General features: G+C 71.9%; 16 protein-coding genes. 7 read left to right on the forward strand and 9 right to left on the reverse strand.

From position 1 onward, the window contains the following. Window positions 1-56 precede the first annotated feature (56 nt). Window positions 57-833 carry a transcriptional regulator gene (locus AC07AG_RS03020; RefSeq protein WP_478751209.1) on the reverse strand — a complete coding sequence of 259 codons (777 nt, stop codon included), beginning with the start codon at window positions 831-833 and terminating at the stop codon, window positions 57-59. Then, window positions 830-1,234 (reverse strand): hypothetical protein, encoded by a 405-nt coding sequence (locus AC07AG_RS03025; RefSeq protein ID WP_478751211.1) that lies wholly within the window; start codon window positions 1,232-1,234, stop codon window positions 830-832. Before AC07AG_RS03025 ends, AC07AG_RS03020 begins: the two co-directional genes overlap by 4 nt. A gap of 329 nt (window positions 1,235-1,563) precedes the next feature. On the opposite strand from AC07AG_RS03025, the gene AC07AG_RS03030 reads away from it, so the two are divergent. Both AC07AG_RS03030 and AC07AG_RS03035 read left to right on the forward strand, forming a co-directional pair. Beyond that, entirely contained in the window at window positions 1,564-2,226 is a 663-nt protein-coding gene (locus AC07AG_RS03030) for a TetR/AcrR family transcriptional regulator (protein WP_478751213.1), read from the forward strand. Further along, complete coding sequence (locus tag AC07AG_RS03035; RefSeq protein WP_478751215.1) at window positions 2,223-3,659, forward strand: MFS transporter; 1,437 nt, start codon at window positions 2,223-2,225, stop codon at window positions 3,657-3,659. The genes AC07AG_RS03030 and AC07AG_RS03035 overlap by 4 nt, the downstream gene beginning before the upstream one ends. Here the strand turns inward: AC07AG_RS03035 and AC07AG_RS03040 are convergent. Continuing rightward, window positions 3,646-4,479, reverse strand: coding sequence for a helix-turn-helix transcriptional regulator (locus AC07AG_RS03040; protein ID WP_478751217.1), 834 nt, complete (start codon window positions 4,477-4,479; stop codon window positions 3,646-3,648). The two genes, AC07AG_RS03035 and AC07AG_RS03040, sit on opposite strands and share 14 nt — an antisense overlap. A gap of 101 nt (window positions 4,480-4,580) precedes the next feature. On the opposite strand from AC07AG_RS03040, the gene AC07AG_RS03045 reads away from it, so the two are divergent. Continuing rightward, on the forward strand, window positions 4,581-5,288 hold the full coding sequence (locus tag AC07AG_RS03045) for an SDR family NAD(P)-dependent oxidoreductase (RefSeq protein WP_478751219.1): 708 nt from the start codon (window positions 4,581-4,583) through the stop codon (window positions 5,286-5,288). 22 nt (window positions 5,289-5,310) lie between these two features. Here AC07AG_RS03045 and AC07AG_RS03050 read toward each other — a convergent pair whose 3' ends face one another. Beyond that, window positions 5,311-6,126, reverse strand: coding sequence for an SAM-dependent methyltransferase (locus AC07AG_RS03050; protein WP_478751220.1), 816 nt, complete (start codon window positions 6,124-6,126; stop codon window positions 5,311-5,313). A 264-nt stretch (window positions 6,127-6,390) separates the two neighbouring features. Here AC07AG_RS03050 and AC07AG_RS03055 point away from each other — a divergent pair, with 264 nt between their 5' ends. From AC07AG_RS03055 to AC07AG_RS03065, 3 genes are all read left to right on the forward strand, one after another. Then, a complete protein-coding gene (locus tag AC07AG_RS03055) occupies window positions 6,391-7,296 on the forward strand; it encodes a glycoside hydrolase family 16 protein (RefSeq protein ID WP_478751222.1) in 906 nt (301 codons plus the stop codon). A gap of 101 nt (window positions 7,297-7,397) precedes the next feature. Further along, entirely contained in the window at window positions 7,398-8,363 is a 966-nt protein-coding gene (locus AC07AG_RS03060; protein ID WP_478751224.1) for an LLM class F420-dependent oxidoreductase, read from the forward strand. A gap of 51 nt (window positions 8,364-8,414) precedes the next feature. Beyond that, window positions 8,415-8,837, forward strand: coding sequence for a hypothetical protein (locus AC07AG_RS03065; protein WP_478751226.1), 423 nt, complete (start codon window positions 8,415-8,417; stop codon window positions 8,835-8,837). Between the two features lie 2 nt (window positions 8,838-8,839). On the opposite strand, the gene AC07AG_RS03070 is transcribed toward AC07AG_RS03065, so the two are convergent. Further along, window positions 8,840-9,466, reverse strand: coding sequence for a TetR/AcrR family transcriptional regulator (locus AC07AG_RS03070; RefSeq protein WP_478751228.1), 627 nt, complete (start codon window positions 9,464-9,466; stop codon window positions 8,840-8,842). A gap of 130 nt (window positions 9,467-9,596) precedes the next feature. On the opposite strand from AC07AG_RS03070, the gene AC07AG_RS03075 reads away from it, so the two are divergent. Further along, complete coding sequence (locus AC07AG_RS03075; RefSeq protein ID WP_478751230.1) at window positions 9,597-11,054, forward strand: amidase; 1,458 nt, start codon at window positions 9,597-9,599, stop codon at window positions 11,052-11,054. A gap of 30 nt (window positions 11,055-11,084) precedes the next feature. Here AC07AG_RS03075 and AC07AG_RS03080 read toward each other — a convergent pair whose 3' ends face one another. From AC07AG_RS03080 to AC07AG_RS03095, 4 genes are all read right to left on the reverse strand, one after another. Continuing rightward, window positions 11,085-12,497, reverse strand: a complete 1,413-nt coding sequence (locus AC07AG_RS03080; RefSeq protein ID WP_478751232.1) for an NADP-dependent succinic semialdehyde dehydrogenase — start codon at window positions 12,495-12,497, stop codon at window positions 11,085-11,087. A 19-nt stretch (window positions 12,498-12,516) separates the two neighbouring features. After that, a complete protein-coding gene (locus AC07AG_RS03085) occupies window positions 12,517-12,705 on the reverse strand; it encodes a DUF6479 family protein (RefSeq protein WP_478751234.1) in 189 nt (62 codons plus the stop codon). A gap of 166 nt (window positions 12,706-12,871) precedes the next feature. Then, complete coding sequence (locus AC07AG_RS03090; RefSeq protein WP_478751236.1) at window positions 12,872-13,705, reverse strand: aldo/keto reductase; 834 nt, start codon at window positions 13,703-13,705, stop codon at window positions 12,872-12,874. A gap of 83 nt (window positions 13,706-13,788) precedes the next feature. Beyond that, window positions 13,789-14,361 (reverse strand): HPP family protein, encoded by a 573-nt coding sequence (locus AC07AG_RS03095; RefSeq protein ID WP_478751238.1) that lies wholly within the window; start codon window positions 14,359-14,361, stop codon window positions 13,789-13,791. Between the last annotated feature and the right edge of the window lie 207 nt (window positions 14,362-14,568).

A 14,568-nucleotide genomic window follows, 5' to 3' on the forward strand; every position in this document is an offset into this window, starting at 1 on the left:
AGAGCGCGAAGAGCTTCATGACGGCTGGTGCCCGGCCCGGTGTGCGCGGCGAGGCGTCATGGGCTCGCCTCCAGTGCGTCGCGCACCCGGCGCAGCAGAGCGATGTCCGGGTCCTCGGACGACTCCACGCACCACAGGGCGACCGGGGGCTCCACAGGTTCCGGAGGCCGTGGCGTGTGCACGAGTCCGGCCGCGGCGAGGCGCCGGACCTCCAGGAGGGTGTGGAACGCGGGGCGGCCGAGCGCCCAGGCGATCTGGGTCGGCGTACGACTGCCGTCGGCGAGCCGGAGTACCTCCCGCTGGCGGTCGCCGACCGTCTGGCCGGGGGCGGGCGCACGGGGCACGACGGGGGCCGTGTCGATCACCGAGTCGGGCCAGACGCTGTCGAGCAGCTCCCGTCGGCGCCGCGTCTCCCGGGCCACGACCGTGGCCGGTACGGGATGGATCTGCCCGAGCCAGTGGGCGGCGCCGTAGCGGAACCGGGTGGCGCCCCCGGGCGGCTCCAGGACGAAGAACGCGGCGTCGAAGAGCGCGCCGAGGTGGCACAGCTCCAGCTCGCCCGCGGCCACTCGGCCACTGTCGATCAGGTGCTGGCCGACCGCGTGCCGGGACCCCGCTTGCGAAAGGGCGTCCTGCCAGCCCTGCTGGGGCAGCGCGCCGCCGGTGGTCAGCAGTACGTCGATGCCGGGCGACGCGGGGCTCTCGGCATGCACGACGTGCCCCTGGGAGAGGTAGAGGACCCCCTGGTCGCGCAGCAGCGCGCCGGTGGCGTGCTCCTCGGCGAGCCGCAGCAGCATCGGGGAAGTGGCGACGCGGGCCCGAGCGGTACTCATACCAGGGCCAGACGGTCGGAGATGTCGCGCAGCCGGATGCGGGCGAGCGCGAGGTTACCGGTGTGCCGGTCGAGCCACAGGTGCAGGAAGACGCTGCTGTCGAACGTGGTCTCCACGAACCGGATCAGGTGGAAACCGGTGCGGGTGGTGAGCATCAGGTCCTCGACCGGTAACCCCTTGACGTCCGGTTCCTCGAACGCCCCGTCGACCGGCGCGAACGCCTGGTACTCGGCGGCCGCCCGCGCCACCTCCGCGGTCTCGGCGGCGGTCGCCTCGTGGTCGCCGTTGGGCGATTCGCCGACCGAACCAAGGGCGAGCCCACTGGTCCAGTCGACGATCGCGGCCCCGCGTGCACCGGGCAGTGTCATCGCCTCGAGCAGACACTCGTCGATTCCGGGCACGCGGCTTCCCTTCCCCAGGGTGAAACCGGGCGGTCCCCACCGCCCGTCTCGGACGGTCCCCACCGTCCGTGACGAGGAAGGTACGTAAGGCTGTGCAGGTTCTGGGGAGAATTGGCATTTTCCAGGGGGACATGCGCGAGATCGACGCGATCGGTTCGAGGGCGCACGGGAAGGGCCTGGGAGCGACCGAATTCATCGGTCGGATGACCGGATCGTCCCTCGACGCCGTCCCTCCGGGGCTCCCCGGGGGCTCCTCCCGCCGGCTCTCCGCCGGATCCCCGTTCGATCGGAAGTAGACAGTGTCTACTCGCCTCCGGTAGACAGGGTCCATGACGCAAGAAGACTCCCTGCGGGAACGGCTGATCGATGTCGGGGTGGACATCGTCATGACGGACGGGACCGCCTCGCTGGGGCTGCGTGAGATCGCCCGCCGGGCCGGGGTGTCCCACGGGGCGCCACGGCGGCACTTCGCCACGCATCACGCCCTGCTCTCGGCGATCGCCCGGCGCGGTTTCGAGGACCTCAAGGCCCGGTTCGAGATCGCGAGCGGCCGCGCGACATCGCCGCGCGGCCAGTTGGAGGCGCTCGCACGGACCTACGTCGGGTACGCGCTGGCACACCGCGGCATGTTCGAGCTGATGTTCCGTCACGACCTGCTCGACAGCGGACAGCACCCGTCGGACGCGGACCACCCGCGCCTCCGGGAATCCACACTCCCGCTCTTCGACGGCATCGTCGCGCTCGTCGCCCGATGCCGGACGGAGCAGGAGGCCGCGGACCGGAGCGGCGCGCGCAGCAGTGCCCTGCCGCCACCACCGGTGGTGGCCGCGGCGCTCTGGGCGAACCTGCACGGCATCGCCCAGCTGTGGGCATGGGACAGCATGCAGCTCGCACTTGACGCCCCGCCTGCGGGCGGCGGCGCCGGGCGAGATCACCTCGACGCGGTGGTCGCCGCGGCCCTGGACGCCCACCTCGGCCCGGCGGCCATATGACCAGGATCCTGCGGCGTCATCTCGCGCTCGTGGTCAGCGCGGCCGGCGCGATGATCGTCGCGCTGGACGGCACCGTGCTGCTCGTGGCGCAGCCCAGCCTGCAACACGAATTCGGCGCGAGCGTGGCACAGGTGCAGTGGACGAGCACCAGTTATCTGCTCGCGGTGGCCGGGCTCCTCGTCATCGCCGGGCGTCTCGGAGACCGGTACGGGCACGCGCGGCTGATGTTCGTCGGCGTACTCGGCTTCGGGGGCGCATCGGCCGGTATCGCGCTGGCGCCCGAGGTCGGCTGGGTGATCGTCCTGCGCGCCGTACAAGGTGTGTTCGGCGCACTGCTGCAGCCGGCGACCCTCGCCCTGCTGAGGCTGACCCATCCACCGGACCGGCTCGGCAGGCCCGTTGCCGTCCGGACCAGCGCGATCGGGGTCGCCGCGGCGGCGGGCCCCCTGCTCGGCGGTGTCCTCGTCGCGCACCTGGGCTGGCGCGCCGTGTTCTGGATCAACGTCCCCGTCGCTCTCGCGATCGCCGGGCTCACCCTCGCCCTGCGGGTGCCGCAGCCTTCGCGCGCCGGGGCCCAGCGCCTCGACGTCACCGGTGCGGCCCTGCTCGCGGGCGCACTCGCGATCCTGGTGCACACCCTGGCCGGCGTGCCCGCGCACGGATGGACCGCCGCACCGACGTGGCTCGGTCTGCTCGCCGCCGCGGGCATCGCGGTGCTGCTCGTCGTCCACGAACGCCGCGCCGCGCACCCGATCGTGCCCCGGGCCGTGGCCCGCTCCCGACCGGTGGCGGCCTCGATGGCGCTGCTCCTGGTCACCAGCGGCGGCATGTTCGGGGCGCTCTTCGTGACCACGTTCTACCTTCAGGACACCCTCGGGCTCGACCCGCTCGCCACCGGTCTGCGGGTCCTTCCGCTGACCGCGCTCATGGTCCTGGGCGCGCCCCTCGCCGACGTCGCGCTGCGCAGGCACGGGCCGCGCGCCACCGCGATCGCCGGTATCGGCCTCGTCGTCCTGGGCATCGCGGCGCTGTCCCGGCTGGGCCCGACCAGCACATGGATGTTCACCGGCACGGCGGTCGCCCTGCTCGGCGCGGGATTCGCGGTCGTGATGGTCACCGCGACCGGCACCGTCGTCGGTGACGCGCCGCCCGGGTACGCCGGGGTCGTCGGCGGGCTCAAGCAGACCGCCATGAACGTCGGTCCGACCCTGGGCATCGCCGTCGCCGCCGGCGTGATGCTGCCGAAGGCGGCAAACACCGGGCCACCGGCGACGCTCCGGAACCCGGCCGTACCCGTCCCCGAGATGGGCTCAACCCTGCTGATCCTGGCCGCAATCGCCGCCCTTGGCCTGCTGCCCGCGGCGCTGTTGCCGCGTGGGCGCCCCGCCGGTCGTCAGCGCGTCGAGCTCTCTCGCGAGGCTAGCCGGGGGTGAGCGTCTGGTTGCCGAGGACCGCCAGAAGCTCAAGGCGTTCGGCGTCCGGGCTGCCGGGTTCGGCCGTGTAGATCATGATGCGCAGGTCGCTGCCCGCGACACTGAGCACGTCGCAGTCCAGCGTGACGGGGCCCACCTGGGGGTGGTCGATCGTCTTGCGGGACGCCTCGTGACGGCCCACCGCGCCGGAGTCCCACAGGTCGGCGAACCGTTCGCTGTGCGCCCGCAGTTCCGCGATCTGCTGCCGCAGCCGCTGGTCCGCCGGGTACCGGCCGGCCGCCGCGCGCAGGTCCGCGACCACAGCGGTCTCCATCGCGAGCTGGGACTGCGAGGAGTGGCGCACGCGGCCGCCAGGACCCAGGAAGGCGCGCCAGGCGCCGCTGCGCTCGCGGCCGTGCCGCTCGCCCATCAGCGCCGTGTACAGAGGGTTGGCGAGGAGCAGGGTCCACGACGCGTCGGAGACGGCCACCGGTGTCCCGGTCAGCCGGTCCAGCATCCGGTGCACGCTCGGCGTGATGTACGCGGGCACCGTGCCCTGGCCCGGCGGCACGAGCCCGGCCACGTGGAACAGGTGCTCGCGTTCGGCAGCGGAAAGACGCAACGCCCGTCCGAGCGCTTCCACCACCTGCTCCGACGGGTGGGTCGCCCGGCCTTGTTCAAGGCGGGTCACATAGTCCACCGAGATCCCCGCCAGCATCGCGAGCTCCTCGCGGCGCAGCCCGGCCGTGCGCCGCTGCCCGCCCGCGGGCAGCCCCGCGGCCTCGGGGCGCACCCGGTCGCGCCACCGCCGCACCACCCGCCCGAACTCCGTGCTCGCCATGCCCCCACTGTGCACCGCGGCGTGCGGAACTTCCTGGTACCGGCAGTCCCAGGAAGAAGGGACTCCTGGCTGCTCCCGGCAGGCCGCCGCAGCCTGGAGCCATGACCACGACACTGATCACCGGAGCGAACAAGGGCCTCGGCCTCGAGACCGCCCGCAGGCTCGTCGCCGCGGGCCACACCGTCTACATCGGCAGCAGGGACGCGGACCGGGGCCGCAGCGCCGCCGAGCGGGTGGGCGCGCGGACCGTCCTGCTCGACGTCACCGACGACGCGTCCGTGGCGGCCGCGGCCAAGGCGGTCGACGCCGGGGGAGGCCTCGACGTACTGATCAACAACGCGGGCATCGAGAGCCGGGACTCCGGCAACAACGTGCCCGGCGCCGCCGACGTGACCGCCGACCAGATGCGGGAGGTGTTCGAGACGAACGTCTTCGGCATGGTGCGCGTCACCCAGGCGTTCCTGCCGCTCCTGCGGCGCTCGCCCGCCCCCGTCATCGTCAACCTCAGCAGCGGCCTTGCCTCCCTGCACCGCGTCGCGGAGGCGGGCACCCCGGCGTTCGCCTACCCGGGCGTGGCCTACCCGGCGTCGAAGGCCGCGGTCAACATGCTCACCGTGCAGTACGCGAAGGCGTTCCCCGGCATGCGGATCAACGCCGTCGAGCCCGGGTTCACCAGGACCGACCTGAACGGCAACACCGGGGTCCAGACCGTCGAACAGGGCGCCGAGATCATCGTCCGCATGGCACAGGTGGGCCCGGAAGGACCCACGGGCGGCTACCTCGACGCCGAGGGTCCGTTGCCCTGGTGACCCGGACCGATGGGTCCGTTCGTCACGGCTTGCGGGCGAGGCCGCCGTGTTCGCCGATGGGCTCCAGGGCGGGGGAGCCGGAGTCCGGGCGCCAGAAGGGGACCGAGACGACGCCCGGGGCCAGGAGTTCCAGGCCGTCGAAGAACGCGGTGATCTGGTCGACGGGGCGCAGGAAGTACGGGACGGCGCCGGTTTCGTTGTAGGCGTCCTGGGCCTGTTCGTAGGTGGCGTCGGTGCCCCGTGAACCGTCGTTGATGGAGAGGTAGCTGCCGGACGGCAGGCCCTCCATCAGGCGGGTGACGATGGCGCGGGCCTGGTCGTAGTCGGCGACGTGGCCCAGGATGTTGCTGAGGATCAGGGCGGTGGGGCGGCTGAGGTCGAGCGTCGCGGCCGCGGCCGCCAGGATGCGGTCGGGGTCGGACAGATCGGCGTCGACGTACGCGGTCGCTCCCTCGGGCGTCGAGGTGAGCAGGGCGCGGGCGTGCGCGAGGACCATCGGGTCGTGGTCGACGTACACGATCCGGGTGCGGGGATCGAGCCGCTGGGCGACCTCGTGGGTGTTGTCCACGGTCGGCAGGCCGGTGCCGATGTCCAGGAACTGCCCGATGCCCGCCTCGGTGACCAGGTGGGTGATGTTGCGGCGCAGGAAGGCGCGGCTGCTGCGGGCGACCGTGACGATGCCGGGGAACACGGCGCTGTAGGCGTCGCCCGCTTCTTCGTCGACGGGGTAGTTGTCCTTCCCGCCCAGCCAGTAGTTCCAGATCCGGGCCGAGTGCGGCACCGATGTGTCGATCTTCTGATGCGCCGCGGATCCGGGCGTCGTGGCGTCGTCGGTCATGGGTAGCGTCCGTCTTTCCACCGAGGTGTGAACTGTTCGACGCACAACTTACGTCCCAACCGTCCCGACACGTACACCAGTTCACGTTGTCGGCGCGTTCCGGGGTCGAGTCGTGACGGGGGCCGGGAGCGTGACCGAGGCCGGGGTCGGTGGTGTCAGGGGTATGGCGGGACCTCCCGGCCTCCGCGAGGATGACCCCTCCGCGCGAGGAGTCCGCCGGGTCCTGTGGGGCGTGCGTGCGCGGCCGGGAGGAAGGGCATCGCGATGGGATCACACGCGGCGGCGAGACGGCGCAGGCCGGTCGTGCTCGGGGCGCTCGGCACCACACTGCTCGCCGCCCTGCTGGCCATCCCGAGCGCCGGGGGAGCCCCGCGGTCGGCCGACGCCTGCGGCAGCGTCGGCACCGAGCTGCCGCGCGGCGACTGCGGGCCGTTCTGGCAGGTCGTCGCCGAGGACTTCAACGGGGACCGGGTGCCGCTCGGCGCGTTCAGCGACTGCGATCATCACGCCGACACGTCCGCCGCGTACTGCGACGGCCTCACGGGCTCCTACCGCGACAACTGGTGGGCCTACCCGACCGGTTGGCGCGACACGGCCAACGACCGGGGCCGTGACGTCGTCGGTGTCTACCACCCGGAGGACACCGTGAGCGTCGGCCCTGCGGAGAACGGCGACGGCCGTATGCGCATCCGGATGTGGCGGCCCGACGACGGAGGGCCGGTGCACGCGGCGGCGGTCGTACCGCGTGCCGTCATGCAGATGAAGTACGGCAAGTACAGCGCCCGCATCAAGGTGACCAAACCGGCCGCCGGGTACAAGTCGGCGTGGCTGCACTACGGCGGGGGCTGCGAGATGGACCACCCCGAGGGCAACTGGGCCGGATCCCTCACCGCCTTCCACCACCCGTGCGGCGGCGGCGAACAGGGTTCGTTCCGCGGTGCCGACGAGTGGACCGAGTGGCACACGGTGTCGACCGAGTGGACCCCCGGACGCGTGCGCTTCTTCGTGGACGGACGGGAGACGGGGCAGGACACGAGGGGCGTGCCGGACCAGCCGCTGTCGTGGATCCTGCAGAACGAGAGCGCCCTGGAAGGTCCGGGGGCCGAGCCCGGCAGCAGTGCGCAGCTGGAGATCACCTGGGTCGCCGCGTACGCGTACGACTGGAAATAGGGCCGGAAGGGGCCGAGTGGTCCCGCGCCGCGGGGGCAGCAGCCTCATGTGCCGGCTGATGCTGATGTTTCAGGGAGGACGGTTCGGCAAAGCGTACAAATATGGTGCGAATCGGCTACACGATGATGACCGAGCAGGCAGGACCCCGTGCCCTCGTCGACGACCTGGTGGCGGCGGAACGGGCCGGATTCGACTTCTCGGTCACGTCCGACCACTACTTCCCCTGGCTCGACTCGCAGGGGCACGCGCCCTACGCGTGGAGCGTGCTCGGCGCGGCGGCCCAGGCGACCTCGCGGATCCCGCTCATGACGTATGTGACCTGCCCGACGGTCCGCTACCACCCGGCTGTGGTGGCCCAGAAGGCCGCGACGATGCAGTTGCTCTCCGAGGGGCGCTTCCGGCTCGGACTCGGTTCGGGCGAGAACCTCAACGAGCACGTGGTCGGCGAGGGCTGGCCGTCGCCTCAGGTCCGCCTCGAGATGCTGGAGGAAGCGGTCGGCATCATCCGCGCGCTGTTCACCGGCGACAACGTCAACCACCAGGGCACCCACTTCGACGTGGCGAACGCCCGCCTGTGGGACCTGCCCGACGAGCTGCCGCCCATCGGAGTGGCGGTCTCCGGCGGACGGTCCTGCGCCCTGGCCGGCCGCCTTGCCGACCTGGTCATCGCCACCGAACCCAAGGCCGAGCTGCTCGACTCCTTCGACCGGCACGGCGGCAGCGGCAAGCCGCGCGTGGGCCAGCTGCCCGTCTGCTACGACACCGACAAGGACGCGGCCGTCGCCCGCGCCCACGACCAGTTCCGCTGGTCGGCGGGCGGCTGGCCCGTGAACGCCGAACTGCCGGGACCCTCCGGCTTCGCGGGCGCCACCCAGCACGTCACCCGGCAGGACATCGCGGACCAGATCCCGTGCGGCGACGACGTCGACACCTTCGTCGACGCCGTACGCCCCTACGTCGACGCGGGCTTCACGGAAGTCGCCCTGGTCCAGGTCGGCGGCGACCACCAACGCCCCTTCATCGACTGGGCCGAGCAGAAGCTGCTGCCCGCCCTGCGCGATCTCTGAGCACCTCACACACCCGCGATCTCACACACCCGCGACCCATGGGAGAACAGCGTGAACGACACATCCGGCCCGGCTTCCCCCACCGCGCAGCCCGACTCGCCCGACCTCGTGCAAGTGGTCCTCGGGGAGTGCTCCGCGGCCGACGCGGACGCCGTGTTCGGCGTGCTGCGCACCCACTTCCCCTCCGACCGCGGCGAGGACGCGCCGCATCGGACGGAGCAGCCACGGCCCGCGGTCTGGACCGGCGCCTTCATTGCCGCCCACAGCACGGGGCCCGTCCGGGGCGTGCTCCTCGCGGGCCCGGTCACCGCCGACCTGCAGGGCGGCCCGGTGGCGGTGGACCGCCTGCGTGCCACGCTCGCATCGGCCTTCGTCGCCGCGGACACCGGCACGGTCTCCGGCGACCAGGAGGTGCAGGTGCAACTGCGCCTGACGGGAGCCGAGCACGGGGAGCCGCCGCTCCCGGAACACTGAGGTCAGCCGGTGGTCGTCCGCGACGCCTCGCGCGGGGAGCCGTGCTGATCGATGACGCCCTCGACGATGCGCATCAGCCGGTCCCCCACCTGGTCGATGCTTCCGTTCTGCGTGCTGACCTGCGCGCCTTCGAGCACGAAGGTGATCTCGGCCGCGGCCTGTTCGGGGTCGGGCAGCCCCGCATCGGCGCACACGGCGAGCAGCCTGCGGGTCTGGTGGGCCTTGTGCTGCTCGATCACCTGCCGTGCGGGGTGGGCGCGGTCCGGCAGTTCGGCGATGGAGTTGATGAAGGGGCAGCCCCGGTGTGAGATCGCCGGGAGCCCCTCGGCGATGAAACGGGCCAGGCCCAGGATCTGCTCCCTGGGCTGCCCGGGGTGTCGGGCCTCGACACGGTCGAAGGCCGCCCGGTAGTCGGCGGCGACGATCCGCAGCCACTCCGCGACCAGGGCGTCCTTGGTCTCGAAGTGCCGATAGATCGCCATCTTGGTGGTCTCGGCCCTGTCGGCGATCGCCTGGACGCTCACGCGCCGGATCCCCTCGCTCTGGAAGAGCTCCTCCGCCGCGTCGAGGATGCGCTCACGAGGCGGCAGTTTCGCCACTCTGCTCGGCCTGCCGGCGGTCGATGTCATGCCTGCTCCGTGACGTCCGGTCAGTTGTGGGGCTTTTGGCGCCTGCTACGGTACCAGTCCGTCCCATGCGATACCGATCGGTATCGTTGGGGACTCAACGGTATCGTTCTTCTTTCCGCCGGGAGTGACAGTGCGCATCGCCGAATACGTGACCTTCGACGCGGTCGGGCTCGCGGAGCTCGTGGCCCGAGGCGAGGTGACCCCCGCCGAACTGGAAGCAGCCGCACGTGAGGCCGCGCGTGCGGTCGATCCGCAGATCAACGCCATCGTCGAGACCTGGCCGACCGACGACGAGCCCGCCCCCGGCAGCACATCGCTGGCCGGGGTCCCCTTCCTGATCAAGGACCTCGGAGTCTCCATGGCGGGGCGGCGCATGGAGCTGGGCAGCCGTCTCGCGGCCGGCAACGTCGCCGGTGCGGACTCCTCCCTGATGGTGCGTCTTCGCCACGCCGGTCTCGTGACGTTCGGGCGCACCGCGACACCGGAGTTGGCGTACAGCATCACGACGGAACCACTCCTGCACGGCCCGGTCCGCAACCCCTGGGATCCGGAGCGGAGCGCGGGCGGATCCAGCGGGGGAGCGGGCGCGGCTGTCGCGGCCGGGGTGGTCCCGATCGCTCACGGCACCGACGCCGCGGGCTCGATCCGCATACCCGCCGCCTGCAACGGCCTCTTCGGTCTCAAGCCCACCCGTGGCCGCGTCTCCATGGGCCCCGACGTCGACGAGATCTTCAGCGGCCTCGCCGTGCACGGGAGCGTCAGCCGCACGGTGCGCGACAGCGCGGCACTGCTCGACCAGATCCGCGGCCCGGAAGCGGGCGATCCCTACTTCGCCGAGCAGCCGTCCCGGCCCTACGCGCAGGAAGTCACCCGCCACCCGGGCGCGCTGCGGATCGGTGTCCTCACCCGGGCATGGGGCGGACGCGGAACCACGAAGCCGGTGGCCGACGCTCTCACCCGTACCGTGCGTCTGCTCGAATCCCTCGGCCATCAGGTGGAGGAGGTCACGGTGGACCTCGGGGTCGACTGGGAAGAGTTCGTCCTGGCCAACGCCCGTCTGATGACGGTGAATCTCACGGCCTTGGTCGACGGTCTCGCCGCCGCCTTCGACCGGCCCGCCGACTCCTCGACCCTGGAGCCGGAGACCCTGGCCGGCTACCACTACGGCCAGCGGGTCAGCGGACCCCAGTTCGTCGCCGCCCTCGCGATGCGCAACAGGGTCGCTCGAAGCCTGGCCCGGTACTTCGACGCCCGCGACCTGCTGCTCACCCCGACCCTGCCGGAGCTTCCCATGCCCCTGGGTGCCTACGCCGAGGGTACGCAGGCCCTTGACGGCCTCGGCTGGATCGACCGCCTCAACGACCGCTCGCCGTTCACCATGGCGTTCAACGTCGCGGGCACGCCTGCCATGTCCGTGCCCGTGACGGCCGATCCCGGGACGGGGCTGCCGATCGGCATGCAGTTCGCCGCCGGCTACGGGTGCGAAGGCCGCCTCTTCCGCCTCGCAGGCCAACTCGAACAGGCAAGTCCGTGGTCGGGCCGCACCCCTGCGGTGTGGGCGGGGAACCACGCGGGCCGTCCCGTGTGACTCGGCCTCCGGCGGTCCCTAGCGTCCGGGTCAGCCCTTGGCGCCCGGGTCGGACGGGCCGTACCAGACCGTCGTGGCGTTGCAGAACTCGCGGATGCCGTGCCCCGCCAGCTCGCGTCCGTAGCCCGAGCGCTTGATGCCGCCGAAGGGCAGGCCCGGATGGGAGGCGGTCATGCCGTTGAAGAAGACGCCGCCCGCCTGGATATCCCGTACGCAGCGTTCGATGTCGGAGTCGTCGCGCGTCCACACATTCGAGCTGAGCCCGAACGGCGAGTCGTTGGCCAGGGTCACGGCCTCGTCCAGGTCCGCCACGCGATAGAGCGTCGCCACCGGGCCGAACGCCTCCTCCCGGTGGATGCGCATCTGAGGGGTCACATCGGCCAGGACGGTGGGGGAGTAGTACCAGCCCCGCTCCTGCTCCTTGGGGCGCTGCCCGCCGCACAGTGCGGTGGCGCCGCGGGCGAGCGCGTCGTCGACGAGCTCCTCCAGATCCTCGCGGCCCTGTTCGGTGGCGAGCGGGCCGACGTCGGTGTCCTCGTCCGCCGGGTCGCCGACGGTCAACTCCCGCATGCCCGCGACGAACCGGTCGCGGAAGGCGTCGTAGACATCGGCGTGCACGATGAAGCGCTTGGCGGCGATGCAGGACTGCCCGTTGTTCTGCACCCGTGCGGTCACCGCGGTCGCGGCGGCCCGCTCGATGTCGGCGCTCGGCAGCACGAGGTAGGGGTCGCTGCCGCCCAGCTCCAGGACGGTCTTCTTGATCTCGTCGCCGGCGATGGACGCCACCGACCGCCCGGCCGGTTCGCTGCCGGTGAGGGTCGCCGCCGCCACCCGCCTGTCGCGCAGGATGGCCTCGACGGCGCCCGAGCCGACCAGCAGCGTCTGGAAGCAGCCCTCGGGGAATCCTGCGCGGCGGAAGAGGTCCTGGAGGTAGAGGGCCGTCTGGGGCACGTTCGACGCGTGCTTGAGCAGACCGACGTTGCCCGCCATGAGGGCGGGGGCCGCGAACCGTACGACCTGCCAGAGCGGGAAGTTCCACGGCATCACGGCCAGCACGACGCCGAGCGGGCGGTAGCGGACGATGGCCCGCGCCGCGCCGGAATCCGCGACGTCGGCCTGCGCGGGCTGCTCATCGGCGAGCAGCCCCTCGGCCCGCTCGGCATACCAGCGCATGGCCTTGACGCACTTGGCCGCCTCGGCCCTCGCCGCCTTGACGGGCTTGCCCATCTCGGTGGTCATGGTGCGGGCGATGAAGGCGTTGTCCTCCTCGAGGAGATCCGCGGCCCGGTTCATCAGCCGGGCACGCTCGCTGAAGTCGCTGGTGCGGTACCGGCCGAACGCGGCGTGGGCGGCCGCCAGACGGGCCTCGACCTTCGCGTCATCGAGCGGCTCGAAAGTCTCGAGCGTCTCACCGGTGGCGGGGTCGACCGTGGCGATGGGCATGCCGTTCCTCCTGGGACGCCTAGCGCGACTCGGGAGGATCCTCGTGGGGCTCCTCCCAGGAATCCGCGCGCGGCTGGGGTTCCTGTGGCGGTTCGGGGCGTCGAGTGACCTGTCGCCGTCCGAAAATGAACAGACCGATCAGGACGACGACGATCACCACGCCGATGATCAGCATCAGCGACGCGGTTCCGCTTGCGGCGAGGGGCATGAATGGCCTCCTATAAGTCCCGAAGTCTGTGGCTCCGGGCATTGCGGGCCCCGGGATTCACCCTAGAGCGACATGCTCGGGCAAGCATGTGCAGCGACCTGACGGGTGCCCTGACATGCGGAGCGCACACTTCCTTTTGCCGGCCGGGTTCCTCGGGAGTGGCCCGTCAGAGGATCTCCAGGGGCTCCTTGCCCACCGGCGCGGGGAACGCGGCATCCAGCGCCTCGAGGTCCTCGTCGGTGAGGCTGAGGTCGAGGGCGGCGTGGTTCTCCTCCACGTGCGCCGCGGTGGAGGCCTTCGGAATGGCGATGACGTCGTCGTGGCGCAGCACCCAGGCGAGCGCGACCTGCAGCGGTGTGCACCCGTGTGCCGACGCCACCGACTCCAGGGCCTGATGGCCGAGCAGCCGACCCTGCTCCAGCGGGGAGTACGCCATCAAGGGCACCGAGCGTGCGCGGCACCAGGGGAAGAGGTCGTACTCGGGGCCGCGGCGGGTGAGGTTGTAGAGCACCTGGTCCGTCTGCGGGAGGGCGCCTTCGGGGAGCTCCGCCAGGTCGTCGACATCGAGGTTGCTCACCCCCCAGGCGCCGATGCTGCCGCTGCTCACGAGACCTTCGAGCGCCTCGACGGTCTCGGAGAGCGGGACACCGCCCCGCCAGTGGAGCAGATACAGGTCGATCCGGTCGGTGCCAAGACGGCGCAGGCTCGCGTGGCAGGCCTCGACGGTGCCGCGGGCGTCGGCGTTCGACGGCAGCACCTTGCTCACCAGGTACACGTCGTCGCGGTGCCCGCGAATCGCCTCGCCGACCAGCTCCTCGGAGGCGCCGCTCCCGTACATCTCCGCCGTGTCGATCAGCGTCATGCCCAGGTCCAGACCCCTGCGGAGAGAGGCCAACTCCTCGGCGCGGCGCGAAGGATCGTCTCCCATGCGCCAGGTGCCCTGGCCCAGGGCGGGCACACTCACGCCGGAGGGGAAGGTCACTGTCCTAGCCGCTGCCATCACGTACCCCTTCTCGCACTGCTGCTCTCTGTTCTCCGCTTCGCCACGAACATCACCACGCCCACGTGCCGTCGCACAACTGATCACCACCAGTACGCGGGATAGCGCGGCGCGCTGGGACGGGCGCACGAGGCGGCCCACCCCGCCAGGACGACCACGACGACCGCCCCGGCGAGCAGGGGAACGAAGGTGGCGGGCCGGGGATGGTGCAGGACGATGACGACGGCGGTGGCGCAGGCCGGCGAGTGCGGGGTGCGCGCCACGGTCATCACGGCAAGGCCGATGCCCGCGGCCAGCGCGGCGGCCCAGGGGGCGCTGCCCAGGGCGGCGAGGACCGCGTATCCGACGCCGGCGCACAGCAGATGCCCGGCGATCACGCTGCGCGGCTGGGCCAGCGGCAGCCGGGGGACGCTGTGCACGATCGCGGCGGACGCGGCGAGCGGGGGTATCAGGACCGGCTCGTGGACGACGGAACCGACGGCGACGAGTGCCAGCAGAACAGCGGTGACGGCACTGATGTTGTGCAGGGCGGTACCCGCGGGCGGTGGGGCGGGGGCGCGGCCCACGAGGCGGGGCAGGACGCGCGGACGTGAACGTGTACGGGGTTGCGGCTGGGCAGGCGCGGGCGGCGCCTCGATGATTTCGTCGGTGCTCAAGAGAAGGACGTTCCGGACTTCAGCCGGCGGGGGACCCGGACGGCGGGGTGACAGAGGGCAGGAGCCGCCACGGCCGCCCGTGCGGTCGGCAGGGGGGCGCTGGCACATCGGCGGCCCGGGGTCGGGGCGTCCGCGTACTCACCCGAGATCCTACGAAGCCCTGTCGCGCCGCTCGCGGCCAGGTCCGGTGATCACTGTGCTGACCAG

This window comes from Streptomyces sp. NPDC044044 (genome assembly GCF_056434405.1).

Bases quoted from the DNA above. Each gene is read 5' to 3' on its own strand.
- AC07AG_RS03020 (WP_478751209.1), bottom strand. From the start codon at position 833: ATGAGTACCGCTCGGGCCCGCGTCGCCACTTCCCCGATGCTGCTGCGG.
- AC07AG_RS03030 (WP_478751213.1), top strand. From the start codon at position 1,564: ATGACGCAAGAAGACTCCCTGCGGGAACGGCTGATCGATGTCGGGGTG.
- AC07AG_RS03035 (WP_478751215.1), top strand. From the start codon at position 2,223: ATGACCAGGATCCTGCGGCGTCATCTCGCGCTCGTGGTCAGCGCGGCC.
- AC07AG_RS03040 (WP_478751217.1), bottom strand. From the start codon at position 4,479: ATGGCGAGCACGGAGTTCGGGCGGGTGGTGCGGCGGTGGCGCGACCGG.
- AC07AG_RS03045 (WP_478751219.1), top strand. From the start codon at position 4,581: ATGACCACGACACTGATCACCGGAGCGAACAAGGGCCTCGGCCTCGAG.
- AC07AG_RS03050 (WP_478751220.1), bottom strand. From the start codon at position 6,126: ATGACCGACGACGCCACGACGCCCGGATCCGCGGCGCATCAGAAGATC.
- AC07AG_RS03055 (WP_478751222.1), top strand. From the start codon at position 6,391: ATGGGATCACACGCGGCGGCGAGACGGCGCAGGCCGGTCGTGCTCGGG.
- AC07AG_RS03060 (WP_478751224.1), top strand. From the start codon at position 7,398: ATGGTGCGAATCGGCTACACGATGATGACCGAGCAGGCAGGACCCCGT.
- AC07AG_RS03070 (WP_478751228.1), bottom strand. From the start codon at position 9,466: ATGACATCGACCGCCGGCAGGCCGAGCAGAGTGGCGAAACTGCCGCCT.
- AC07AG_RS03080 (WP_478751232.1), bottom strand. From the start codon at position 12,497: ATGCCCATCGCCACGGTCGACCCCGCCACCGGTGAGACGCTCGAGACT.
- AC07AG_RS03085 (WP_478751234.1), bottom strand. From the start codon at position 12,705: ATGCCCCTCGCCGCAAGCGGAACCGCGTCGCTGATGCTGATCATCGGC.
- AC07AG_RS03090 (WP_478751236.1), bottom strand. From the start codon at position 13,705: ATGGCAGCGGCTAGGACAGTGACCTTCCCCTCCGGCGTGAGTGTGCCC.